The sequence below is a fragment of the Paenibacillus sp. FSL L8-0708 genome, from assembly GCF_038009325.1.
Classification (GTDB): Bacteria; Bacillota; Bacilli; order Paenibacillales; family Paenibacillaceae; genus Paenibacillus_AQ; species Paenibacillus_AQ odorifer.
The window spans coordinates 1906106-1924094 of the sequence record NZ_JBBPBC010000001.1; the positions used below are offsets into that span (position 1 = coordinate 1906106).

The following is a 17989-nucleotide window of genomic DNA, read 5'->3' on the forward strand; positions in this document are numbered from 1 at the left end:
GATCTGAGGAGCAAAACGAATGTGGTTCGATTGCACTTCAAATTTATCTGATTCGGCTGGTGAGAGCATAGTGATGAGAAATGTGGCGAAATGGAAGCGTTATACAAAAGGCTGGTCAGGCTGTAAGGGCCGATATTATCGTAAAAATCTGATCATTATGCTGGTGGTGTCATCCATTCCGGGGTTTATTATTGGTGCGCTTGTCTACTGGATGGCAGGGGGACGCCTGGAGAGCGAGCTGCTGCAGATGCATAACAGGCAGATTGAACAGCGGGCGGCTAATATTGATGATCAACTGTCCAATCTGGAGCTGATGCTGGCACATTGGGCCTTTGATCCCAAGTTTGATTACAGCTTGAATGGCCTTGATTTTATTCAGGATCATGAGCGGGCTTGGGATATTACGAAGACACTCGTAGTGATGCAGGGCTCAAACACGATGACGAGTAACGTTGAACTCTATCTATCAGGAGATCATCCATTACTATTTAATCCCGAATATGGCACGATTGACTCCAGCGCGGTATCGGGTCAATATGACAAATTGATTGATACTGAACAAAGCACCTATTGGACGCAGTGGGCATTCGATCCCAATAAACCAAATGTCAAAGAATTAACGCTTGTCCATCATATTCCGGGCGGAAGCTTGAAGCCCTTCGGGGCTCTTTTGCTCCGCATGGATACGGAGAAAGTAGCTGCGATGCTACGAACTATGACACCTTATAATAGCGGCGAGACATTTTTGCTGCAGACGACGGGGGATTTGTACGTATCTGCTGGAGACAGTGCCGAGGATTCTCCCTTACTTACCGCATTGCATAATGAGATTGTGGAACGGGGCGCGAACCATGAGTCAAATCTTGAGTCCTCTTTTCTCTTCGACTGGGGTAAGGCTACATATGCAGTGACTTATGGTGAGTTTTCCCGACTCTCCGCAGATTGGCTCTATGTGTCCGCTTCACCGATAACCAGCATAACTTCACCTGTCGTCTTCATTTCAAGACTGATATTTTTAGTTAGCTTCAGTGCTTTGCTGCTGGCGGCGATTCTGTCTTGGTTTGCTTCCCGCAAAATCTATTCACCGATAGGACGTTTGCTGCAGACTTTGTTGCCTGACCAAGCGGCGGCTGCGAGTAGGGAGGATGAGTTCATTCTGATTGAACGACATTGGCAGAACTTGCACGGGGAGAGCCATGCCCTGAAGTACACTCTTTCCGAGCAACTTCCACATGTGAAGGAAAGCTTCCTGCATCAGCTGTTTCAGGGGTATTTATATTCTTATTCTGAGCAGGATCTGCAAAGCCGGATGCGGCGTTTTAAGTGGGAAGTAGAGGATTGTCATTATATTATTCTTTATATTCAGCTTACAGGCATCTCCAGCCAGGAGGGGAAGTTCCGCAACGGTGATGAAAGTCTTGTATCATTCGCCGCCGTCAATATTATCGGAGAATTGTCTGCCGAGCACTTTAAGCAGGCTGATATTATCAATTTCCATGATCTCACGGCAGGATTACTTCTTATCGAACCCGTTGCGAATCCATCGCTGGAAGCGGTGCAAGCCTTTAGCGAAGAACTGACAGGAACGATTAATCGCATGTTAAAAATGAGGGTAACAGTGGCGTTTAGTGCACCGGTTGGAAGGATATCCGGTATTCCGCTAGCGTTCGAGGCTGCGAAGCAAGCCGCTAGTTATCGCCAGTTTGGTGGTGAGAACCAGATTATTAATATGGAGCTACTGGATCGTGAGGGGCAAAGTACGCCTGAACCGCAATATTCGTTCACTTTGGAGCGCGGAATGATTCAGGCCCTGCGCACAGGAGAAGCGGAAGAGGCTTACCGGCTGTTGGAGGAATTTCTGGAGGCACTGTGTGCCAATGGGGCAAAAGTGATTGATGTGCAGCAGGGCATGCTTCATTTGTTAGGCAGTATTCAGCACGCCATTATGGTCTCAGGCATTCATCCAAACCAACTGTTCAAAGGGGCTAATCTGTACGCGGCACTGTCGCAAATTCATGAGCCGAAGCTTATCCTTGCCTGGTTTCAGGAAAAGGTAGTCGCACCGTATCTGACGGAGCTGAGCGAGCGTTCTGATGCCGGAATCAAACGGACGATTGAGCATGCCATGATGTATATCAATGAGCATTATATGGATAATATTTCGCTGGATGGATGTGCGGATTATACAGGGATCAGCCCATTTTTACTGAGTAAATCATTCAAACGGGTCACCGGGAAAAATTTCATTGATTATCTGACCGAATTGCGGCTTGATAAAGCCAAGGAGCTGCTGCGTGATACCTCGCTGCGAATTAACGATGTAGCTGAACAGGTGGGTTATCAGCATAGCTATTTTAACCGGATTTTTAAGAAACAAGAGGGAATAACCCCAAGCCGCTATAGAGAGCTAAGCCATAATAATGAAGCTCTTTAAAAGTAAGAGGACGTGCGGCGAAGAAGGTATAAAGGAGATGGTTGTTGTGCCTACGGCTCTGCCGATTAGCCTGCATTGGCTAAAAAAGCCCGCTATTGATGTGGGTGTTACCTGGGGGGTTCCTTGGAAAAAAGGAGCGCTCAACAGGGAATCGTTAAAGAATCTCTGCTTAAGTATGCCGAAGAACGAAAAGCTTGTGCCGCTGCAAAGCTGGCCGGCAGCTTTTTGGCCTGACGGGAGCATCAAATGGTCCACGCACTCGGCAGTAAACAAAAATTCGGATATTCAGCAGGATTCCTTAGCGACAATGACAATAAATCAAGCGGCTCCAGCTACGGAAATGACTGAGCGACTAACTGTGCAGGAAACAGAGGAAGCTTTCATTATAGATACAGGTGTTATTATTTGCACGGTTAACAAGCAGGGGAAGGGTCTTATCCGCAGTATTGTGCGCAGAAATCCGGCGGACACGGAAGGAACCGAAGTATGCAGTAATGGAGAGCTTGTATGTATACGTGAACAGAGAGATGAGGGGGCTGGCACCCTGAGCATACGTGAGGAGCGATTCACAGGACGAACGTTAAGTGCCATCCTTGAACAGGACGGACCTGTTCGCGCAGTGGTGAAGCTAGAGGGACTTCACCAAGCTTCACACAATGCTCGTGAGTGGCTTCCCTATACGTTACGTTTATATTTTTATGCTGGGCTGGAGTCTATTCGATTAGTTCATACGTTTCATTATGACGGTAATCCACAGCAGGATTTTATTAAAGGATTAGGAATAGAATTCACAGTGCCGCTGCATGGACCGCTTTACAACCGCCATGTTCGTTTTGCCGGAGATAGCGGCTTGTTTAGCGAGTCTCCTAAGACGTTGCATACACGGCGAACCAAAGGTAAGTACCGTGATTTATTCGTCGATCAGGTAGCAGGATGTGCTGTGAAATTTGATCCAGAAGAGGATGCCTATTTCCTTAGTTTATTGGATGACTCCGCGACTTGGGGCAGCTTTCGGCTGGTTCAAGATTCTTCCGAGCATTATGGGATCTGGAAGCGGACAGAGGATGGGTGCGCTTGGATCAAGGCAGCAGAAGGCCGCCGGGCAGGTGGGCTTGGTTATGTTGGAGCAGAGGGTGGAGGGCTAGCCGTCGGGATGAAGAATTTCTGGCGTAAGCATCCGGCAGGAATGGAGATTGGTTCCACTGCCACAGACGCGGCAGCTCTTACTGTCTGGTTCTGGTCACCTGATGCGGCAGCTATGGACTTGCGGCATTATGATACAAAAACACATGTGGAATCCTCGTATGAAGGTGCAGAAGAATTACGGGCCACTCCATTTGGTATCGCTAATACTAGCGAGCTAACATTCTGGTGTACGGCGCAGACTCCCGGGCCTGAATTGTTGCAGCGGATGCAGGCAGAAGCTGAAGAACCTTCATTGCTGGTTTGTGAACCAACTTATTATCATGAAGCGGGTGCTTTTGGTTTCTGGAGTTTGCCTGATCGGAGCACGCCAGCCAAGGTGTATCTGGAAGAGCGGCTGGACGGGATCATCTCCTTTTACAAGGAAGAGATCGAGCAGCGCAAATGGTACGGTTTTTGGGACTACGGAGATTTCATGCACAGCTACGATCCGGTCAGACATGTATGGAACTATGATCTCGGTGGCTGTGCCTGGCAGAATTCCGAGCTGGTGCCAAATATGTGGTTGTGGGTAACGTTTCTCCGGTCCGGGAGAGCGGATGTGTTCCGAATGGCCGAAGCTATGACCAGGCATACGAGTGAGGTAGATGTATATCATTTTGGCGAATACGCCGGACTAGGCTCGCGGCATAATGTCATCCACTGGGGCTGCGGCTGCAAAGAGGCTCGTATCGCTATGGCGGGTCTGCATCGCTACTATTATTATCTGACCGGAGACGAGCGGGTCGGCGATATTATGGACAGTGTAAAGGATGCTGATTATTCAACAGTTACTCTGGACCCGATGCGGGCGTATTTTCCGAAGGATGAATTCCCCACTCATGTTAGGGTGGGTCCGGACTGGGCGGCCTTTAGCTCTAATTGGATGACCCGCTGGGAGCGGTTCGAGGATACCGCTTATCGTGACAAGATTATAACAGGCATGAATTGCATCAAAAGGGCAAATTTACGGCTTTTATCTGGTCCCACATATGGGTATGATCCGGCAACTGGCCTATTGTCGGGAATGGGCGACGATAACTGGGGGCGTCATCTAGCGATTAGTATGGGAGGTCCGCAGGTGTGGTTCGAGCTGGCGGCAATGCTGGAGGACCCGGACTGGGAAGATATGCTGGCTGAGTTCGGCGTATTTTATAATTTGCCACAAGAAGAGAAGGACGCATTTACAGGAGGGTTGATTTCAGGAAAACTCCGTTTTGAGCATCCTGTGCTCAGCGTAGCCATTGCTGCATATGGAGCATATTACCGCAAGGATCCGGCGACGGCAGAGCGGTGTTGGACGATTTTGCTGGAGAATCCATTTGGTTGTGTGAATCTACAGGAGGAAGCTGATCGGGTCACTTATATGGCTGAGTTAAATGAGATCGATTGGATGAATACAAATGAAGCCTCGCAGTGGTCTTTAAATACGATCATTGCCTTGGAATTAATCGGTAGTGCTTTACCGGAACGCGCGAATTAAAGGCTTCATTGTGGGGAGGAATGATTTATGGCTAGGCCGATGCAGCACACGGGTATAGGTGGTTTGATCCCTGAAGCATGGAAACCAATCTACCATAATCCCCTCGCTTCAACTAGTGATATCGCTGGATTCCAGATGGAGGGAGAAGGAGCGGTTTCCTTCCCTTTGCAACGAATGAGATTAGAGAGTACTATCCATGCCGAGGCCGGACAACAAGCAAATGTCGTTCTCTGGTGTCCAGAGGAGTTCCCGGCAGACCTCGCGGTATCTTGGAATTTCCGCCCATTGTGTGAGCCGGGATTGGCGATATTGTTTATCGCGGCCAAAGGAGAGGGTGGGAAGGATTTATTTGATTCCACGCTTGCTCGTCGTACGGGTGAATATGATCAATACCATCACGGGCAGATAGACACGTATCATATCTCGTATTTTCGCAGGCGTTGGGTGGAAGAACGTGAATTTCATACCTGTAATTTGCGCAAAAGTTATGGTTTTCATCTGGTTACGCAGGCAGCCGATCCGCTTCCGGACGTAAGCGACATGACTGAGCCCTACCGGATGTTAGTGGTGAAGCGTGGTCCTATGCTGTCTTTTGCAATCAATGAACTGCCGATTTTTACATGGATAGATGATGGTGAAACCTATGGGCCGCTACTGACAGGCGGGAAAATTGGGTTCCGACAGATGGCACCCCTGATTGCTGAATACTCGAATCTGACGGTTTTTGGACAGTAATGCGAGGGAGGCTTCAGATTGATGTCTATTATATATTATTGTTACCCTGAGGGCAGACATAAGGCGCTTACGATGAGCTATGATGACGGCAGACGGGCTGACGAAAGATTGGTTGAACTATTTAACCGCCATGGGATTAGAGGAACATTTCATCTCAATTCTGGCCTGCTGGGTAAAGGTGATCGTATTACGGCAGATGAAATAACTGAGCTGTACCAGGGACATGAAGTATCTGTCCATACGCAACACCATCCGACGATGGCCCGTTGTCCGCAGGAGCAAATCATCCATGAGATTATGGAGGATCGAAAATATTTTGAGACGCTGCTCCAGGTGCCGATACGGGGAATGTCTTATCCTAACGGTTCCTTTAACAAGGAGATAAAGAAGCTTTTGCCTCATTTAGGCATGGAATATGCCCGTGTGGTACAGACCACTGGCGGCGGCTTTGGGCTGCCGGAGGATTGGCTGGAATGGCGGGGGACTTGCCATCATAATGATCATTTGCTGGAGCATGCGGAGCAGTTCGTGAAGCTGCATAAACGGCAGTATTTATATCTGATGTATGTGTGGGGCCATAGTTATGAATTTGATAACGATAATAACTGGGAGTTGATGGAAAGCTTCTGTGAAGCAGTGGGAGGACTAGAGGAAATCTGGTACGCGACAAATATTGAACTCGTTCATTATATGAAGGCTTGTGAAGCCCTTATTTTCTCCGCTGCTCGGGATTTTGTATATAATCCGGGAGCGGTATCTGTCTGGCTGGAAATCGACGGTGTGATTATAGAAGTAGCAGGCGGACAAACCGTCCGTTTCCCTGAGATTTAATCGAAGAGAGAAGACAGGAGGATTCTAATGAGAACGAAGGACACACAATCAGTCTATCAGCTGGCAAAAGTAGATATTTCCGCTGCTGGTCCACGCTGTAAAATGCTTATTGGCGATCTGAATGGGGATGGACGTGCAGAAATGCTGCTGGTCCAGCCGGATAATCGCCAGGATGTTCGTTATATTCCCCATCAGGTGCAATGCCTGACCGCTTTTGATATGGATGGCAAGCTGCTGTGGCAGGTGGGCACACCCGATCCTGACGCTGGCAGCCAAGGCTCGGACTATCCAGCGCAAGTTTATGATATAGATGGTGATGGGTCGCTGGAAGTATTATGTGTAATGGATGGACGTTTTCATATTTTTGAAGGTTCAACAGGAACGGTTAAGTCCATATACGACTTACCTGCTGAACATGCACATGATTGTATTATCATTGCCAATCTAACAGGGCAAGAACATGCTTCCGACATCATTCTGAAGGACCGTTATCATCAACTGTGGGCCTTGGATAAGGATTTCAATTTATTATGGACGCATACAGGCAATGTAGGACATTATCCGTGGGTTCACGATCTTCATGGAAATGGACAGGATCAAGTGATGGCAGGTTATGATCTGCTTGATTCTAAAGGTAATTTATTATGGAGCTGCCACGATCTGGATGACCACGCGGACTGTATTTGGGTTGGCGATGTGAATGGAGATGGTTATCCTGAACTGGTTGTCGGTGGAAGCGTAACGGTGATGTATGACCGGGACGGACAAGAGCTTTGGCGTTATGACGGCTCCATCGAGTCACAGCATTTGGCGTTAGGCCGATTCCGGCCTGAACTGCCTGGCCTTCAGGTTGCCGGGCTGGACCGAATGATCCGCGAAGATGACGGCAAAGGGCTAAAAGGTAAGGATGCGTTGTTCCTTTTAGACTGTAATGGCAAGGAACTGTGGAAAGAAGAACGTACAACCGACGGTTGGCTGACTATCGTTGAAGCCGTTAGTAACTGGCAAGTGGGTTCTCCGGATTATATTCTCGCGTACCGCCGGGGAGGCGGGATATATCCTGCTTTGTACGATGGACATATGAGGGTTGTAGCTGAATTCAAGGAGGAAGGTTATGCCGTTCATGGCGATCTTCTGGGATGTGGCAGGGAACAGGTTGTAATTTATAATGATGAGTCAGCAACGGTATATTCAAGCGAGTGGATAGATATTAGTACCTGTGCCTCTGAGAAATCGTTACCTCAGCCTAAAAGATTGTACAGCTCGACGCTGTATCCCGGTGGAGAAATAACTGTGTGAAGGAGGATACGTTTAGTGAGTACTTATATTCCAGAATACTTTCCTGATCCTGATTGTATTGCCAAATATAATGGGGGCAAAATCGAAAATGTACTGGCCGCTGTGGCCAGCCGTTTTATCGGTGCCTATCCCCCGCAGCCTCCGGTTTACCGGGTACATTCACAGAGTGGTTTCAAACGGCTCCGCGACTGCCGTTACGATATGAATCTGGAAGAACGACTGCCGGAGCTAGAGGCAGGACAATTCGTATATGTATGGGGAAAGCTGTGGAGTGACAATGAGGTAGAAGCCCCTTTCTCAGTTAGTTGCTACAGTCCAGTTAAGGTTTACATAAATGGACGTCTGGTGTTTAGCTCCAATCTAAATGATGATGTGTTTCCGGACCGGAGGACGTTTTTTCGGGCGGGCATGGATAAAGGCTGGAACCATCTTGTGCTGGAGTATGTAGCAACAGGTACAGGTTGCGGAGGGGTTTTTGGAACGGGCAGCGTCAAAGGTGCACCGGTACACTTTCTTACTCCAACGGCGCAGTTAAGCGGTTGTGAAGGTTGGATTTATAGTGGACCCCAACAGACGTCTTGGGCAGCTTGGCTGGAAGCTGATTTCACTGAAGAGCAGATGACAGCTCGCTGCGCTTGGTTTCCGACGCCGCAATGGTCGCCACAGGAACAGGCAACTGGCAACTGTTCACGTATATTTGGGGAATTACTAGGAGCCAAGGCGTTTGCTTGGTGTAAGCTGGAAGTTAAGAGCCTACAGAAAGATGACATACGCCTGCAAGGTAGCTATCGTGGAATGGCTGAAATCTCTATCTATGTGAATGGGAAACTTGTAGCTGAGCACCAGAACGTGAACGGCACGCTGGATATCCAACTGGAGCTTGGTTATGGACTACATGATCTCGTCGTGGAGTCCGTCTGCGGAGAGGGGAATTGGGGATTTGAACTGGACGTACGGTCTGGTGGTGTTCAGAGTAGTCTCGTGCAACCTTATTCAGTTGAAGGATTAACTGATCCTTGGCTGTACCTTGGACTATTCACCTCGGGGACAGCGCCGAAAGTCTTAGAACTGACATCTATGGATACTTTATTTGGGGAAGCGGATGAAGTAACCTTTTGGCGGGTGGACCAACCGAATAGCTGGGTTAGGCCTTATTTGGAGAGTGTTATGTTTGGGCGCTGGAATTACCCTCTAGGCGTAACCCTGTACGGATTGCTGAGAACAGGAGTAGAGCTTAAGGCCCCCCATTATGCCGAATATGCACAACACCATATTGAGCAATGTACAGGGCTGCACGAATATGCCTTATGGGACCTTGAACGTTATGGCGCTCCGGGCATCAATCATCAGCTGGCGCTGATGGATTCGCTGGACGACTGCGGATCCTTCGGGGCAACGATGCTGGAAGCAAATAAGCTTCGTCCACTACAGGGCGCACCGGAAGCTGCTGCTGAAATTGCCAATTACATTACTAAAGTGCAGAGCAGGCTGCCTGACGGAGCTCTGTATCGGACCAGTGGCACAGTTGATTTCATGCAGCAGACGATGTGGTGTGATGATCTGTATATGAGCACGCCTTTTCTAAGCAAATATTATAAATTGACCGGAAATGCGGCTTATCTTGATGATGCGGCGGCGCAGTTTTTACATTACAAGGAGCGGCTGTTCCAGCCGGAGCTTGGCATTATGCATCATGTATATGATTATAAGTTTAATAAACCCAATGGCGTGCCTTGGGGCAGAGGTAATGGTTGGGTGATTTTCTCGCTGACTGAGCTGCTTGAAGTTATGCCTGAGCAACATCCGTTGCGGGCTGATTTACTTGATTATTTCCGTGAGCTTAGTAAAGGCTATCTTAAGCTGCAAGATGAGCATGGCTTATGGCATCAAGTGTTGACGGATCCTGAGTCTTACGCGGAGGCTTCTTGTACCTCTATGTTTATTTATGCTTTTGCTAGAGGCGTCCGTTGCGGTTGGCTGCTGGAACCGGAGTCATACGTAACCTCTGCACTCCACGGCTGGAGCGGCTTAACCCGTCATTGTATTGACAAACAAGGCAATGTTTACGGTGTCTGCCGCGGTTCGGGTTATTCGTTTAACAAACTGTATTATAAAGATGAATTGACCTGGCAATTAAACGATACACATGGGATTGGCATCGTGCTGCTGGCCGGAATTGAGGTTCACAGGCTTGTACGAGATTTGGAAATGAAATCACATAACGAAGCAAAATGAATGGCATGATGAGGAATGAGACGACCGTATTAATCACAAAATGACAGCGGAGCAGCGATATTCCATTAGTGGGGATCGCTGCTCTTGTTATGCGTTACAGTGCTACCTAAACCCCCGAAACCCCGAAACCCCCCGGCCCCCCCGAAACCGCCGATTACTCCTGCGAGACAAAGTTATGCGGACCCAGATGACGTTATTTGCAGATTTATTGCTTATTCGGCAGGGGTTCGGACTCCAGTGACGTTATTCCTTCGGAAACGCTCAATATAGGTAGCTTTTTATACCAATAGCGACTATGGGGTCCGATAAAATCCCAAAATAGCGATTATGCTGCGAATAAGGTCCACTGGGTCCGATAGCCTCATGAACTTTGTTCGCGCGAAAAGGTAATCTAGGGACGGGGTATTGTTATTGCCTCAATGCTCCGGATGCCCCCGTATGCCCATGGCAGTTCACATAAGGTGCTTTTGATCGACGGAGCGGCTACATAGAGAATCGGTTGTGATTTCTAGCTGTGGATCAGCGGTTTTGCTTGCGATATTGCAAAGGCGAACATTTAACGATTTGCTTAAACACACGCCCGAAGTGGGCGATGCTGTCAAAGCCGGTATCCTCGGCGATGTTCGTAACTTTAGCGTTGGTGCTCTGCAAGAGACGTTGGGCTTCCTTGATCCGAATGTAGTTTAGATATTCTACGATAGTGAAGCCAGTCGTTTGCTTGAACACACGGCAGAGATAGGTGCTGCTGATGAAAAAAGTTTCAGATAGCCGCTCTAATGTAAGCTTTTCAGCATAATGTACTTGTAAAAAATCGATAATTTCGTAGACTTTTAGCTGCTTCTCACTGCTCTCAGGGGCAATGGGCTCACGGCTTATTTCCTGTATTCTGTTCATTTCAATAAATAGTTGGATGAGCAGCGTCTGAAGATAGGGGATTTGCTGTGTCCGTGGTTCTGTTTGTTCTTTTAGCATGCTGAAAAGTAGATATTCAATGGCCCCCTGTTCATGTACTCCGGGCCGCAAAAGCAAGCTTTGTGTAGCCATAAATGGAAAATGCAGCTCGAAGTGCGCCAATGTCTTTTGCAGAAAGCTTTCCTCAAAGTTAATTAAGATCCGTTCATGGCTTGCAGAGCCTTTAGAGGTGGTACGATGGAGCTCGTTCTTGTTAATAAAAATCAGATCACCTTTACGCAAGGTGTAGATCAGATTGTTAATGTAATAACTGCGTTCCCCGGCGAGTAAATAATAAATTTCGTAAGTATCGTGATAATGGTCGGAATCCATGCTGAATGGACCGGCTCTTTTTATTTGCTCAATCATAAAAGGAGGCTGAGGCTCCTGTTCCATGCTAAATCTGCTCCTTTCTGATAATGAAGATAATATATGCAAAGTTTTTGTTCTTTCTGCTAAGAATCGCTTAGATTAAGATATATTTTATACTATACACTATAAGAAGAAAACGCTTTTAAATTAATAAGTGATGGAGTGATCCTGATGTCCAACAAGAAATATGCTTTCGTAGGAACCGGCGGCCGAGCGGAGTTTTTTTATGGTGAGATCACTACGAATTATCGTGAAACCTCTGAGATTGTAGGCTTTTGTGATGTGAATGGAGCAAGAATGGATTATGCGAACCGTTTGCTGGAGGAAAAATATAAATATCAAGCGGTTCCTACCTATAAAGCTCATGAGTTTGACCGTATGATTGAGGAAACCAAACCTGACACGGTTATTGTCACGAGTATTGACCGCACGCATCATCGTTACATTATCCGGGCGATGGAGCTTGGCTGCGATGTTATTTCGGAGAAACCGATGACAGTGGATGAAGAGAAATGTCAGGAAATTCTTGAAGCGATTGAGCGGACTGGGAAAAAGCTGCGTGTGACCTTCAATTACCGCTATGCACCACACAACACCAAAATCCGTGAACTCATTATGGACGGCGCGATTGGAGAAGTGCTTTCCGTCAACTTCGAGTGGCTGCTGAATACGCAGCATGGGGCGGATTACTTCCGCAGATGGCACCGTGATAAACGGAACAGCGGAGGTCTCTTGGTTCATAAATCCACACATCATTTCGATTTGATGAATTTCTGGCTGGGTTCGCGCCCGGATACGATTTATGCGATGGGCGATCTAAGATTTTATGGCAGAGAAAACGCGGAGAAGCGCGGGGTGACTGAGTTTTATCAGCGTGCTCATGGAAGTAGCGCGGCAGAAAATGATCCGTTTGCCCTGCATCTTAAAGACAACGAGCAGTTAAAGCAGATGTATCTGGATACGGAGCATGAGGATGGTTACCTGCGTGATCAAAGTGTGTTCGGTGATAATATCAGCATTGAGGATACGATGGCGGTTATGGTCAAATACAAAAATAAGACGATTATGAATTATTCACTTAATGCTTATCTGCCTTGGGAGGGCTTCATTGTAGTATTTAATGGAACGAAGGGGCGGATGGAAGTAAAGGTCGTCGAACAGTCTTATGTAAATGCCGGAGGAAACAAGGAAGATGAAGGGGCGTTAAAAGACAAGCGGATCACGGTTTTCCCTCATTTCGCAGCACCTTATGAAGTGGAGATTGAAGAAGGAGTTGGGGGGCACGGGGGCGGAGATCCTGTGATGCTGCGTGATATTTTTGAACGTCCGCTAGAGGATCGCTTTAATCGTGCGGCTTCCCATGTGGACGGGGCGTTGTCTATTATGACCGGGATTGCGGCAAATCGTTCGATAGCTACTGGACTTCCAGTTAAGGTAGATCAGTTAATAAAATTGTAGTAGCCCGTTTATGAACAAGCGGCTTGGGGTTCGGAGGGTGCGTTTCTCCAGAATCCCGGAGGACCCTCCGCTCTGTCCGCACGTTAAGCCAACTTCTACTTTTAGATTGATCTAAAAAAAGTAAAATACAAGGCTGTCTCTTAGTCATCGTAGATGACTAAGAGGCAGCCTTGTTTATTTTAGCTAAAACAATTATTGTTTGACGACGTTAAAGCCATCTTTTTGCAATTGGGTCACGATACCATCGTCGCCGAGCATATGCAGCGCACCAACGACGACAAGGTAAGTCGCTTTTTTATCACTATTCAAATATTCTTTTACATGCTTCACCATGTTGACGTTACGATCCGAAACCAGGCCCTTATAATACTCTGGCTCTTGCGCGACCGCTTTTGTCATCGCTACGAGCGACTGCTCATCACCTTGCATCCACATTTGGGATAGTGCATCCAGTGAAGCTGCTGCGGAAGTATTGTCCGTTTGATTGAGGCTGCCGAGTGTGTCGACAAGAAGCTTTTCTTGCAATCCATCTGAGAACTGGTCGAACATATTCAGCTGCAATTGTGTGTTTTCCAGCTCAATAATAGGTTTGTTCAGCTTGCCTGCTTTTTGTAAAAAATATAAATCAATGCCGGTATCCGCCGTATAACTTGTAACTTGCATCTGTAGACTTGAGACACCTTGGGTAACGACCCACGGTTTGAAGGAATCGAATGCATTTTCCGCCAGACCATTTGCTTTTAGCAGTTGAGTCACTTTGTTATAGGTATCTGCGGATACATGATCCTTGAGCTTGGTCCCATCTGTATAGGAGCCTTTTTCCAAAATAAACTTTTGGATCTCAGCTTGATCAATCTTAGAGATATCTACTTCGACACCTAAATATTGCGAGGCTTCAAAAGCAGCTTCAATCTCCGGACGCAGCGGGTACATTTTGTCGTTAGCCACATGGATAGAACCAAGCAGATAAACGGTGTTGCCTTTGTTCTCCACTTTCCATAAGAATCCGGTGCTTCCTGCAGCTTGAGTATTGGCCACAAAAGTGATGGTGCGCAGCGCTGGACTCCACTCCACTTTATAGCTGATCGTTTCTCCTATAAAGCGGACAGGAACATAGGTGACATTGTTGATGGTCTTAGGAGCCACCTCTAGTTTTTTCTTCTCCCCATTTACCGTTGCAGTTGTGCTGCCAATGGTCAGTGAGAGGGCCAGTCCATTTTTGGTCCCTGTTACGGTTTGGGTTTTTTTATTCCAATTAATATTTACATTAAGCTTCTCTAGCAGAGGACGCATAGGAACTAGGGTCGTTCCTTTTTCTACAACAGGGTTAGAATCGCCTAACTTTATTTCGGTTCCATCAATCCATACACCGACAGGCTTTTCAGCAGCATGCGCAGTGGTAAAGACAGACATAACCATGAAAATGGATAAAAATAATGCACCTAGCTTTTTCATTAATAGGACACTCCGTTTCTAAAAAAGAATGAAAGATGTAAGTCACTCTCTGATTTTAACGTATTTTCCCATAAACAGTTATACCTTTTGTTACTATATTGATTTGATGCCTATGATTGGAAAGTAAACTTACAGTACTTCACGTCATTCAAAAGTCAAAATAATGCACATCAAAGCAAAAATCGCCCCTATTAGATCCTGTTCACTCTCCTTATCATGAAACGTAAGAAACGAAGAGCCTGAAGGGAGCAAGGAACTTATGTGGAGCAGTGCGATTGAAGATGCGATAGAGAAGGTACGTAAGAACATAGACCGGTTCGGGGGCAGTTTCCCTCATGTCAGCAGGAATGGAACTTATCAGCTCAATAACAACGACGACTGGACTAACGGATTTTGGAGCGGCATGTTGTGGTTGTGTTATGAATATACGCGGGATGACAGCTTCCGTATTGCGGCATCCCATACCGTAGAAGATTTCCGCCGCCGTTTCGCGGCAAAGACCGTGCTTGATCATCACGACATTGGCTTCCTGTATTCGTTATCCTCTAAAGCCCAGTGGATTATAGATAAAGACGAATCAGCGCGTCAACTGACATTGCAGGCGGCAGACCTGCTGCTGAAGCGCTGGCGTACAGCTGGCGGTTATATTCAGGCATGGGGACCGGAGGGGGATGCTCAGGAAGGCGGGCGCATCATTATTGATTGTCTGTTAAATCTTCCCCTTTTGTATTGGGCCGAACAACAGACCGGTGATTCCGTATACCGGGAGGTCGCGGTCATGCAGGCGGAGAAAACGAGACGGTATCTGGTACGGGGAGATGACAGCTCTTACCATACGTTTTTCTTCGACCCGAAGACCGGAGAGCCGATTGGCGGCGCTACACACCAGGGTTTTACTAACGGATCGACCTGGACGCGCGGGCAGGCTTGGGGCGTTTACGGTTTTGCGTTATCATACCGCTATACCAAAGATCCGTTGTTTTTGGAAACGTCCAAGCGGATGGGCCGCTATTTTCTGGAGCATTTGCCACAGGATCATGTCGCTTACTGGGATTTTAATGCTCCGGTGTCTCCGGATACTTACCGGGATAGCTCGGCCTCAGCAATAGTAGCAGCTGGACTACAGGAACTGCTGGAGCTAATGGATGGGGAGGATCCCGAACGGGCTTATTTTCAGCAGGGATTAGTGCAGTCTATGACTTCGCTTGTACAGAACTATTCCACGTTCGGTGAAGAGGCGGAGGGGCTGCTGAAGCATGGTTCTTACCATGTGCGCGGCGATCTGTCTCCAGATGACTTCATGATCTGGGGAGATTATTTCTATCTCGAAGCATTGATGCGGCTGCAAAATGGCAACAAGGGGTACTGGTATGAACGCTGATGGCCGACAAATCTCCCCCTATGCCGTCTTTGCGCTGCTCGACCTTGAGTTGCCCGCTTTAGCTCTGGTGAAGAATGCACTTAGCCAAGCGCGGCAGGACGATGCGCTGACTGAATTGCATCGGTATTTGACCCGCCGGAGCACGCCGGGCTGGCGGATAGAGGATAACCGGAAGCAGCAGCTTATTGACTATGTGCAGCGCTATTGTGCAGACGAGCTGGAAGCTGTAATGAAGACAGCGGATGAAGTTGTGGAGCAGACGTTTCTCTTTCGTTTTCCCTGGGATATGGAGCGCAGCCGCATTCCGGTTACCTTTGAGGAAGAAATTGACTGGCGTCATGTTCCAGACAAGGATGTAGAATGGGCTTATATGCTGAATCGCCACCGCTACTGGGTGGCATTAGGACAAGCGTATACGATAACAGGTAAAGAGGATTATGCGAGAGCAGTTTGCTGCCAGCTTGAAGATTGGATAGACCGTAACCCCGTTCCAGACAAGCCTACGAATGATACGCTGACATGGCGCACAATTGAAACGGGCCTTCGCTGTGCTAACTGGATCAAAGCGTTGTCCTATATACAGGATAGTCCACTGCTCACACCGGCGCTGCTGGCCAAAGTGATGGTATCTCTGTATGAACACGGCCAATATTTAGCTTTATCGTTTACGGGCTGGAAGAAGATCAGCAACTGGGGGGTGCTGGAGACTTGTGGTTTGTTCCAAACTGCGCTCTACTTCCCTGAGTTCACTAGCGCCAGAAACTGGCGACAGCTCAGTAAGGAGAGACTGGGAGAGACAGCTCGAATTCAGATTATGGCGGACGGCATCCACTGGGAGCAATCGCCCACCTATCACCATGAGGTTTTGGTATGTTTTCTCGACTGCATCCGCTTAGCCCGATTGAACGGACTGGAGCTTCAGGAAGAATTTCAGCAAAAGGTTCAGCAAATGGCTGTCGCTTCATTATATTGGGCCAAGCCGAATCACCGGCAGCCGATGCTTGGCGATAGTGATGACTGCGATATCCGTTCGCTTTTGACTTATGCGGGCTGGTTATTTCAGGATGCTGTACTCCGCTTTGGCGGATACGATCAAATGGATTATGACAATGCCTGGTTGTTTGGGATAAATGGAGTTGAGGGCTACGAGCGGCTGACTGCGGAGCTACCACCAAACTTGTCACACGCCTATGCACATTCCGGCCATTATGTGATGCGAACGGGCTGGGACGAGCAGGATTTGTACCTATATTTTCACTGCGGACCGCTTGGGGGTGGACATGGGCACGCGGATCTGCTACATTTCGATCTGTATGCCTATGGGCGGGATCTGCTTACCGATCTTGGCAGATACAACTATAGTGATCATACACCACTTAGAAAAGCGCTAAAAGAAAGCGCTGCCCATAATACGACCACTGTCGACGGAATTGGATTTACCGAAGTCACGGATACATGGTCCTTCTCTCAGATTGCGAAGCCAACGGGCTGCCAATGGATCAGCCATCCGGACTTTGATTATGTAGAGGGCAGCCATGACGGCTACCGTCATTGGGATGATCCGGTCTACCCGTTAAGGCGGATCCTATTTATTAAGCCTTTTTACTGGTTTCTGGTGGACAGCTTCAGTTCCCGGCAGGAGTATACATTTTCTCAGCATTTTCATTTTGCACCCGGAACGGTTCAGATGGAAGATGGAACGCTAATATGCCGTACAAAAAATGAGCGGGAAGCCAATCTTTGTATCCTTCCTGTTCATGTTGATGGTCTTCAGTGCAGGGTTGATGATGGGGTAATCTCCCGCGAATATAATCTGCTGGAACCCAATCAGTATGCTGTGTACTCCCGAAAGGGCAAAGGAACGGTCTCGATCATGCAGGTGCTGTACCCGCAGTCTGCGGGTGAGTTGTTCTGTCCGCTGGTCGAACAGGTGCCGATTTACCGCCATACGGGTGATCCGGTGGCTGCTGCACAGGCGGAGGCGTGCCGCATTAGCTTCTCTGAAAGGAATGAGGAGCATATTATCGTGATCAGCCACGAGATTCCATCCAGTCACTTAGATTCCTATGTAGTGGAAGGCGTACAAATTTTTGGAGAAGTAGTGCTTATTGTTTCTGCAGACGGTCAAAAGAAGGTCACGGTAATCAGATAATGTATGAATACTGGACAACGG

Annotated in this window: 11 protein-coding genes; 9 read left to right on the forward strand and 2 right to left on the reverse strand. The window is 47.8% G+C overall.

Annotated elements, in window-relative coordinates; genetic code table 11:
- Positions 1-19 precede the first annotated feature (19 nt).
- The 6 genes from NYE58_RS08780 to NYE58_RS08805 are packed head-to-tail and all read left to right on the forward strand — an operon-like array spanning position 20 to position 10199.
- Positions 20-2434, forward strand: coding sequence for a helix-turn-helix domain-containing protein (locus NYE58_RS08780; RefSeq protein WP_080742433.1), 2415 nt, complete (start codon positions 20-22; stop codon positions 2432-2434).
- Complete coding sequence (locus tag NYE58_RS08785; protein WP_341001566.1) at positions 2421-5099, forward strand: exo-rhamnogalacturonan lyase family protein; 2679 nt, start codon at positions 2421-2423, stop codon at positions 5097-5099. Before NYE58_RS08780 ends, NYE58_RS08785 begins: the two co-directional genes overlap by 14 nt.
- A 27-nt stretch (positions 5100-5126) precedes the next feature.
- On the forward strand, positions 5127-5834 hold the full coding sequence (locus tag NYE58_RS08790) for a DUF1961 family protein (protein WP_341001567.1): 708 nt from the start codon (positions 5127-5129) through the stop codon (positions 5832-5834).
- Positions 5835-5855: 21 nt separating this feature from the next.
- The gene (locus NYE58_RS08795) at positions 5856-6665 is read left to right on the forward strand and encodes a polysaccharide deacetylase family protein (protein ID WP_094901728.1); all 810 of its coding nucleotides are present in this window, start codon (positions 5856-5858) and stop codon (positions 6663-6665) included.
- A gap of 27 nt (positions 6666-6692) precedes the next feature.
- Entirely contained in the window at positions 6693-7964 is a 1272-nt protein-coding gene (locus NYE58_RS08800) for a rhamnogalacturonan lyase family protein (RefSeq protein ID WP_341001568.1), read from the forward strand.
- Between the two features lie 15 nt (positions 7965-7979).
- Positions 7980-10199 (forward strand): glycoside hydrolase family 88/105 protein, encoded by a 2220-nt coding sequence (locus NYE58_RS08805; protein WP_176462569.1) that lies wholly within the window; start codon positions 7980-7982, stop codon positions 10197-10199.
- A 519-nt stretch (positions 10200-10718) separates the two neighbouring features.
- Here the strand turns inward: NYE58_RS08805 and NYE58_RS08810 are convergent.
- Positions 10719-11546: a helix-turn-helix transcriptional regulator gene (locus NYE58_RS08810; RefSeq protein WP_076147044.1), complete on the reverse strand. Its 828-nt coding sequence runs from the start codon at positions 11544-11546 to the stop codon at positions 10719-10721.
- Between the two features lie 147 nt (positions 11547-11693).
- Here NYE58_RS08810 and NYE58_RS08815 point away from each other — a divergent pair, with 147 nt between their 5' ends.
- Complete coding sequence (locus NYE58_RS08815; RefSeq protein ID WP_076141355.1) at positions 11694-12980, forward strand: Gfo/Idh/MocA family oxidoreductase; 1287 nt, start codon at positions 11694-11696, stop codon at positions 12978-12980.
- Positions 12981-13172: 192 nt separating this feature from the next.
- Here NYE58_RS08815 and NYE58_RS08820 read toward each other — a convergent pair whose 3' ends face one another.
- Positions 13173-14435 carry a TraB/GumN family protein gene (locus NYE58_RS08820; protein ID WP_038569486.1) on the reverse strand — a complete coding sequence of 421 codons (1263 nt, stop codon included), beginning with the start codon at positions 14433-14435 and terminating at the stop codon, positions 13173-13175.
- 259 nt (positions 14436-14694) lie between these two features.
- On the opposite strand from NYE58_RS08820, the gene NYE58_RS08825 reads away from it, so the two are divergent.
- Together NYE58_RS08825 and NYE58_RS08830 are read left to right on the forward strand one after the other, a co-directional pair.
- A complete protein-coding gene (locus NYE58_RS08825; RefSeq protein ID WP_076297613.1) occupies positions 14695-15816 on the forward strand; it encodes a glycoside hydrolase family 88 protein in 1122 nt (373 codons plus the stop codon).
- Positions 15785-17968 carry an alginate lyase family protein gene (locus NYE58_RS08830; RefSeq protein ID WP_341001569.1) on the forward strand — a complete coding sequence of 728 codons (2184 nt, stop codon included), beginning with the start codon at positions 15785-15787 and terminating at the stop codon, positions 17966-17968. Before NYE58_RS08825 ends, NYE58_RS08830 begins: the two co-directional genes overlap by 32 nt.
- The last annotated feature ends 21 nt before the right edge of the window (positions 17969-17989 follow it).

Excerpts from the sequence above, each read along its gene's own strand:
- NYE58_RS08780 (WP_080742433.1), top strand. The coding sequence starts at position 20 with ATGTGGTTCGATTGCACTTCAAATTTATCTGATTCGGCTGGTGAGAGC.
- NYE58_RS08785 (WP_341001566.1), top strand. The coding sequence starts at position 2,421 with ATGAAGCTCTTTAAAAGTAAGAGGACGTGCGGCGAAGAAGGTATAAAG.
- NYE58_RS08790 (WP_341001567.1), top strand. The coding sequence starts at position 5,127 with ATGGCTAGGCCGATGCAGCACACGGGTATAGGTGGTTTGATCCCTGAA.
- NYE58_RS08795 (WP_094901728.1), top strand. The coding sequence starts at position 5,856 with ATGTCTATTATATATTATTGTTACCCTGAGGGCAGACATAAGGCGCTT.
- NYE58_RS08800 (WP_341001568.1), top strand. The coding sequence starts at position 6,693 with ATGAGAACGAAGGACACACAATCAGTCTATCAGCTGGCAAAAGTAGAT.
- NYE58_RS08810 (WP_076147044.1), bottom strand. The coding sequence starts at position 11,546 with ATGGAACAGGAGCCTCAGCCTCCTTTTATGATTGAGCAAATAAAAAGA.
- NYE58_RS08815 (WP_076141355.1), top strand. The coding sequence starts at position 11,694 with ATGTCCAACAAGAAATATGCTTTCGTAGGAACCGGCGGCCGAGCGGAG.
- NYE58_RS08820 (WP_038569486.1), bottom strand. The coding sequence starts at position 14,435 with ATGAAAAAGCTAGGTGCATTATTTTTATCCATTTTCATGGTTATGTCT.
- NYE58_RS08825 (WP_076297613.1), top strand. The coding sequence starts at position 14,695 with ATGTGGAGCAGTGCGATTGAAGATGCGATAGAGAAGGTACGTAAGAAC.
- NYE58_RS08830 (WP_341001569.1), top strand. The coding sequence starts at position 15,785 with ATGGCAACAAGGGGTACTGGTATGAACGCTGATGGCCGACAAATCTCC.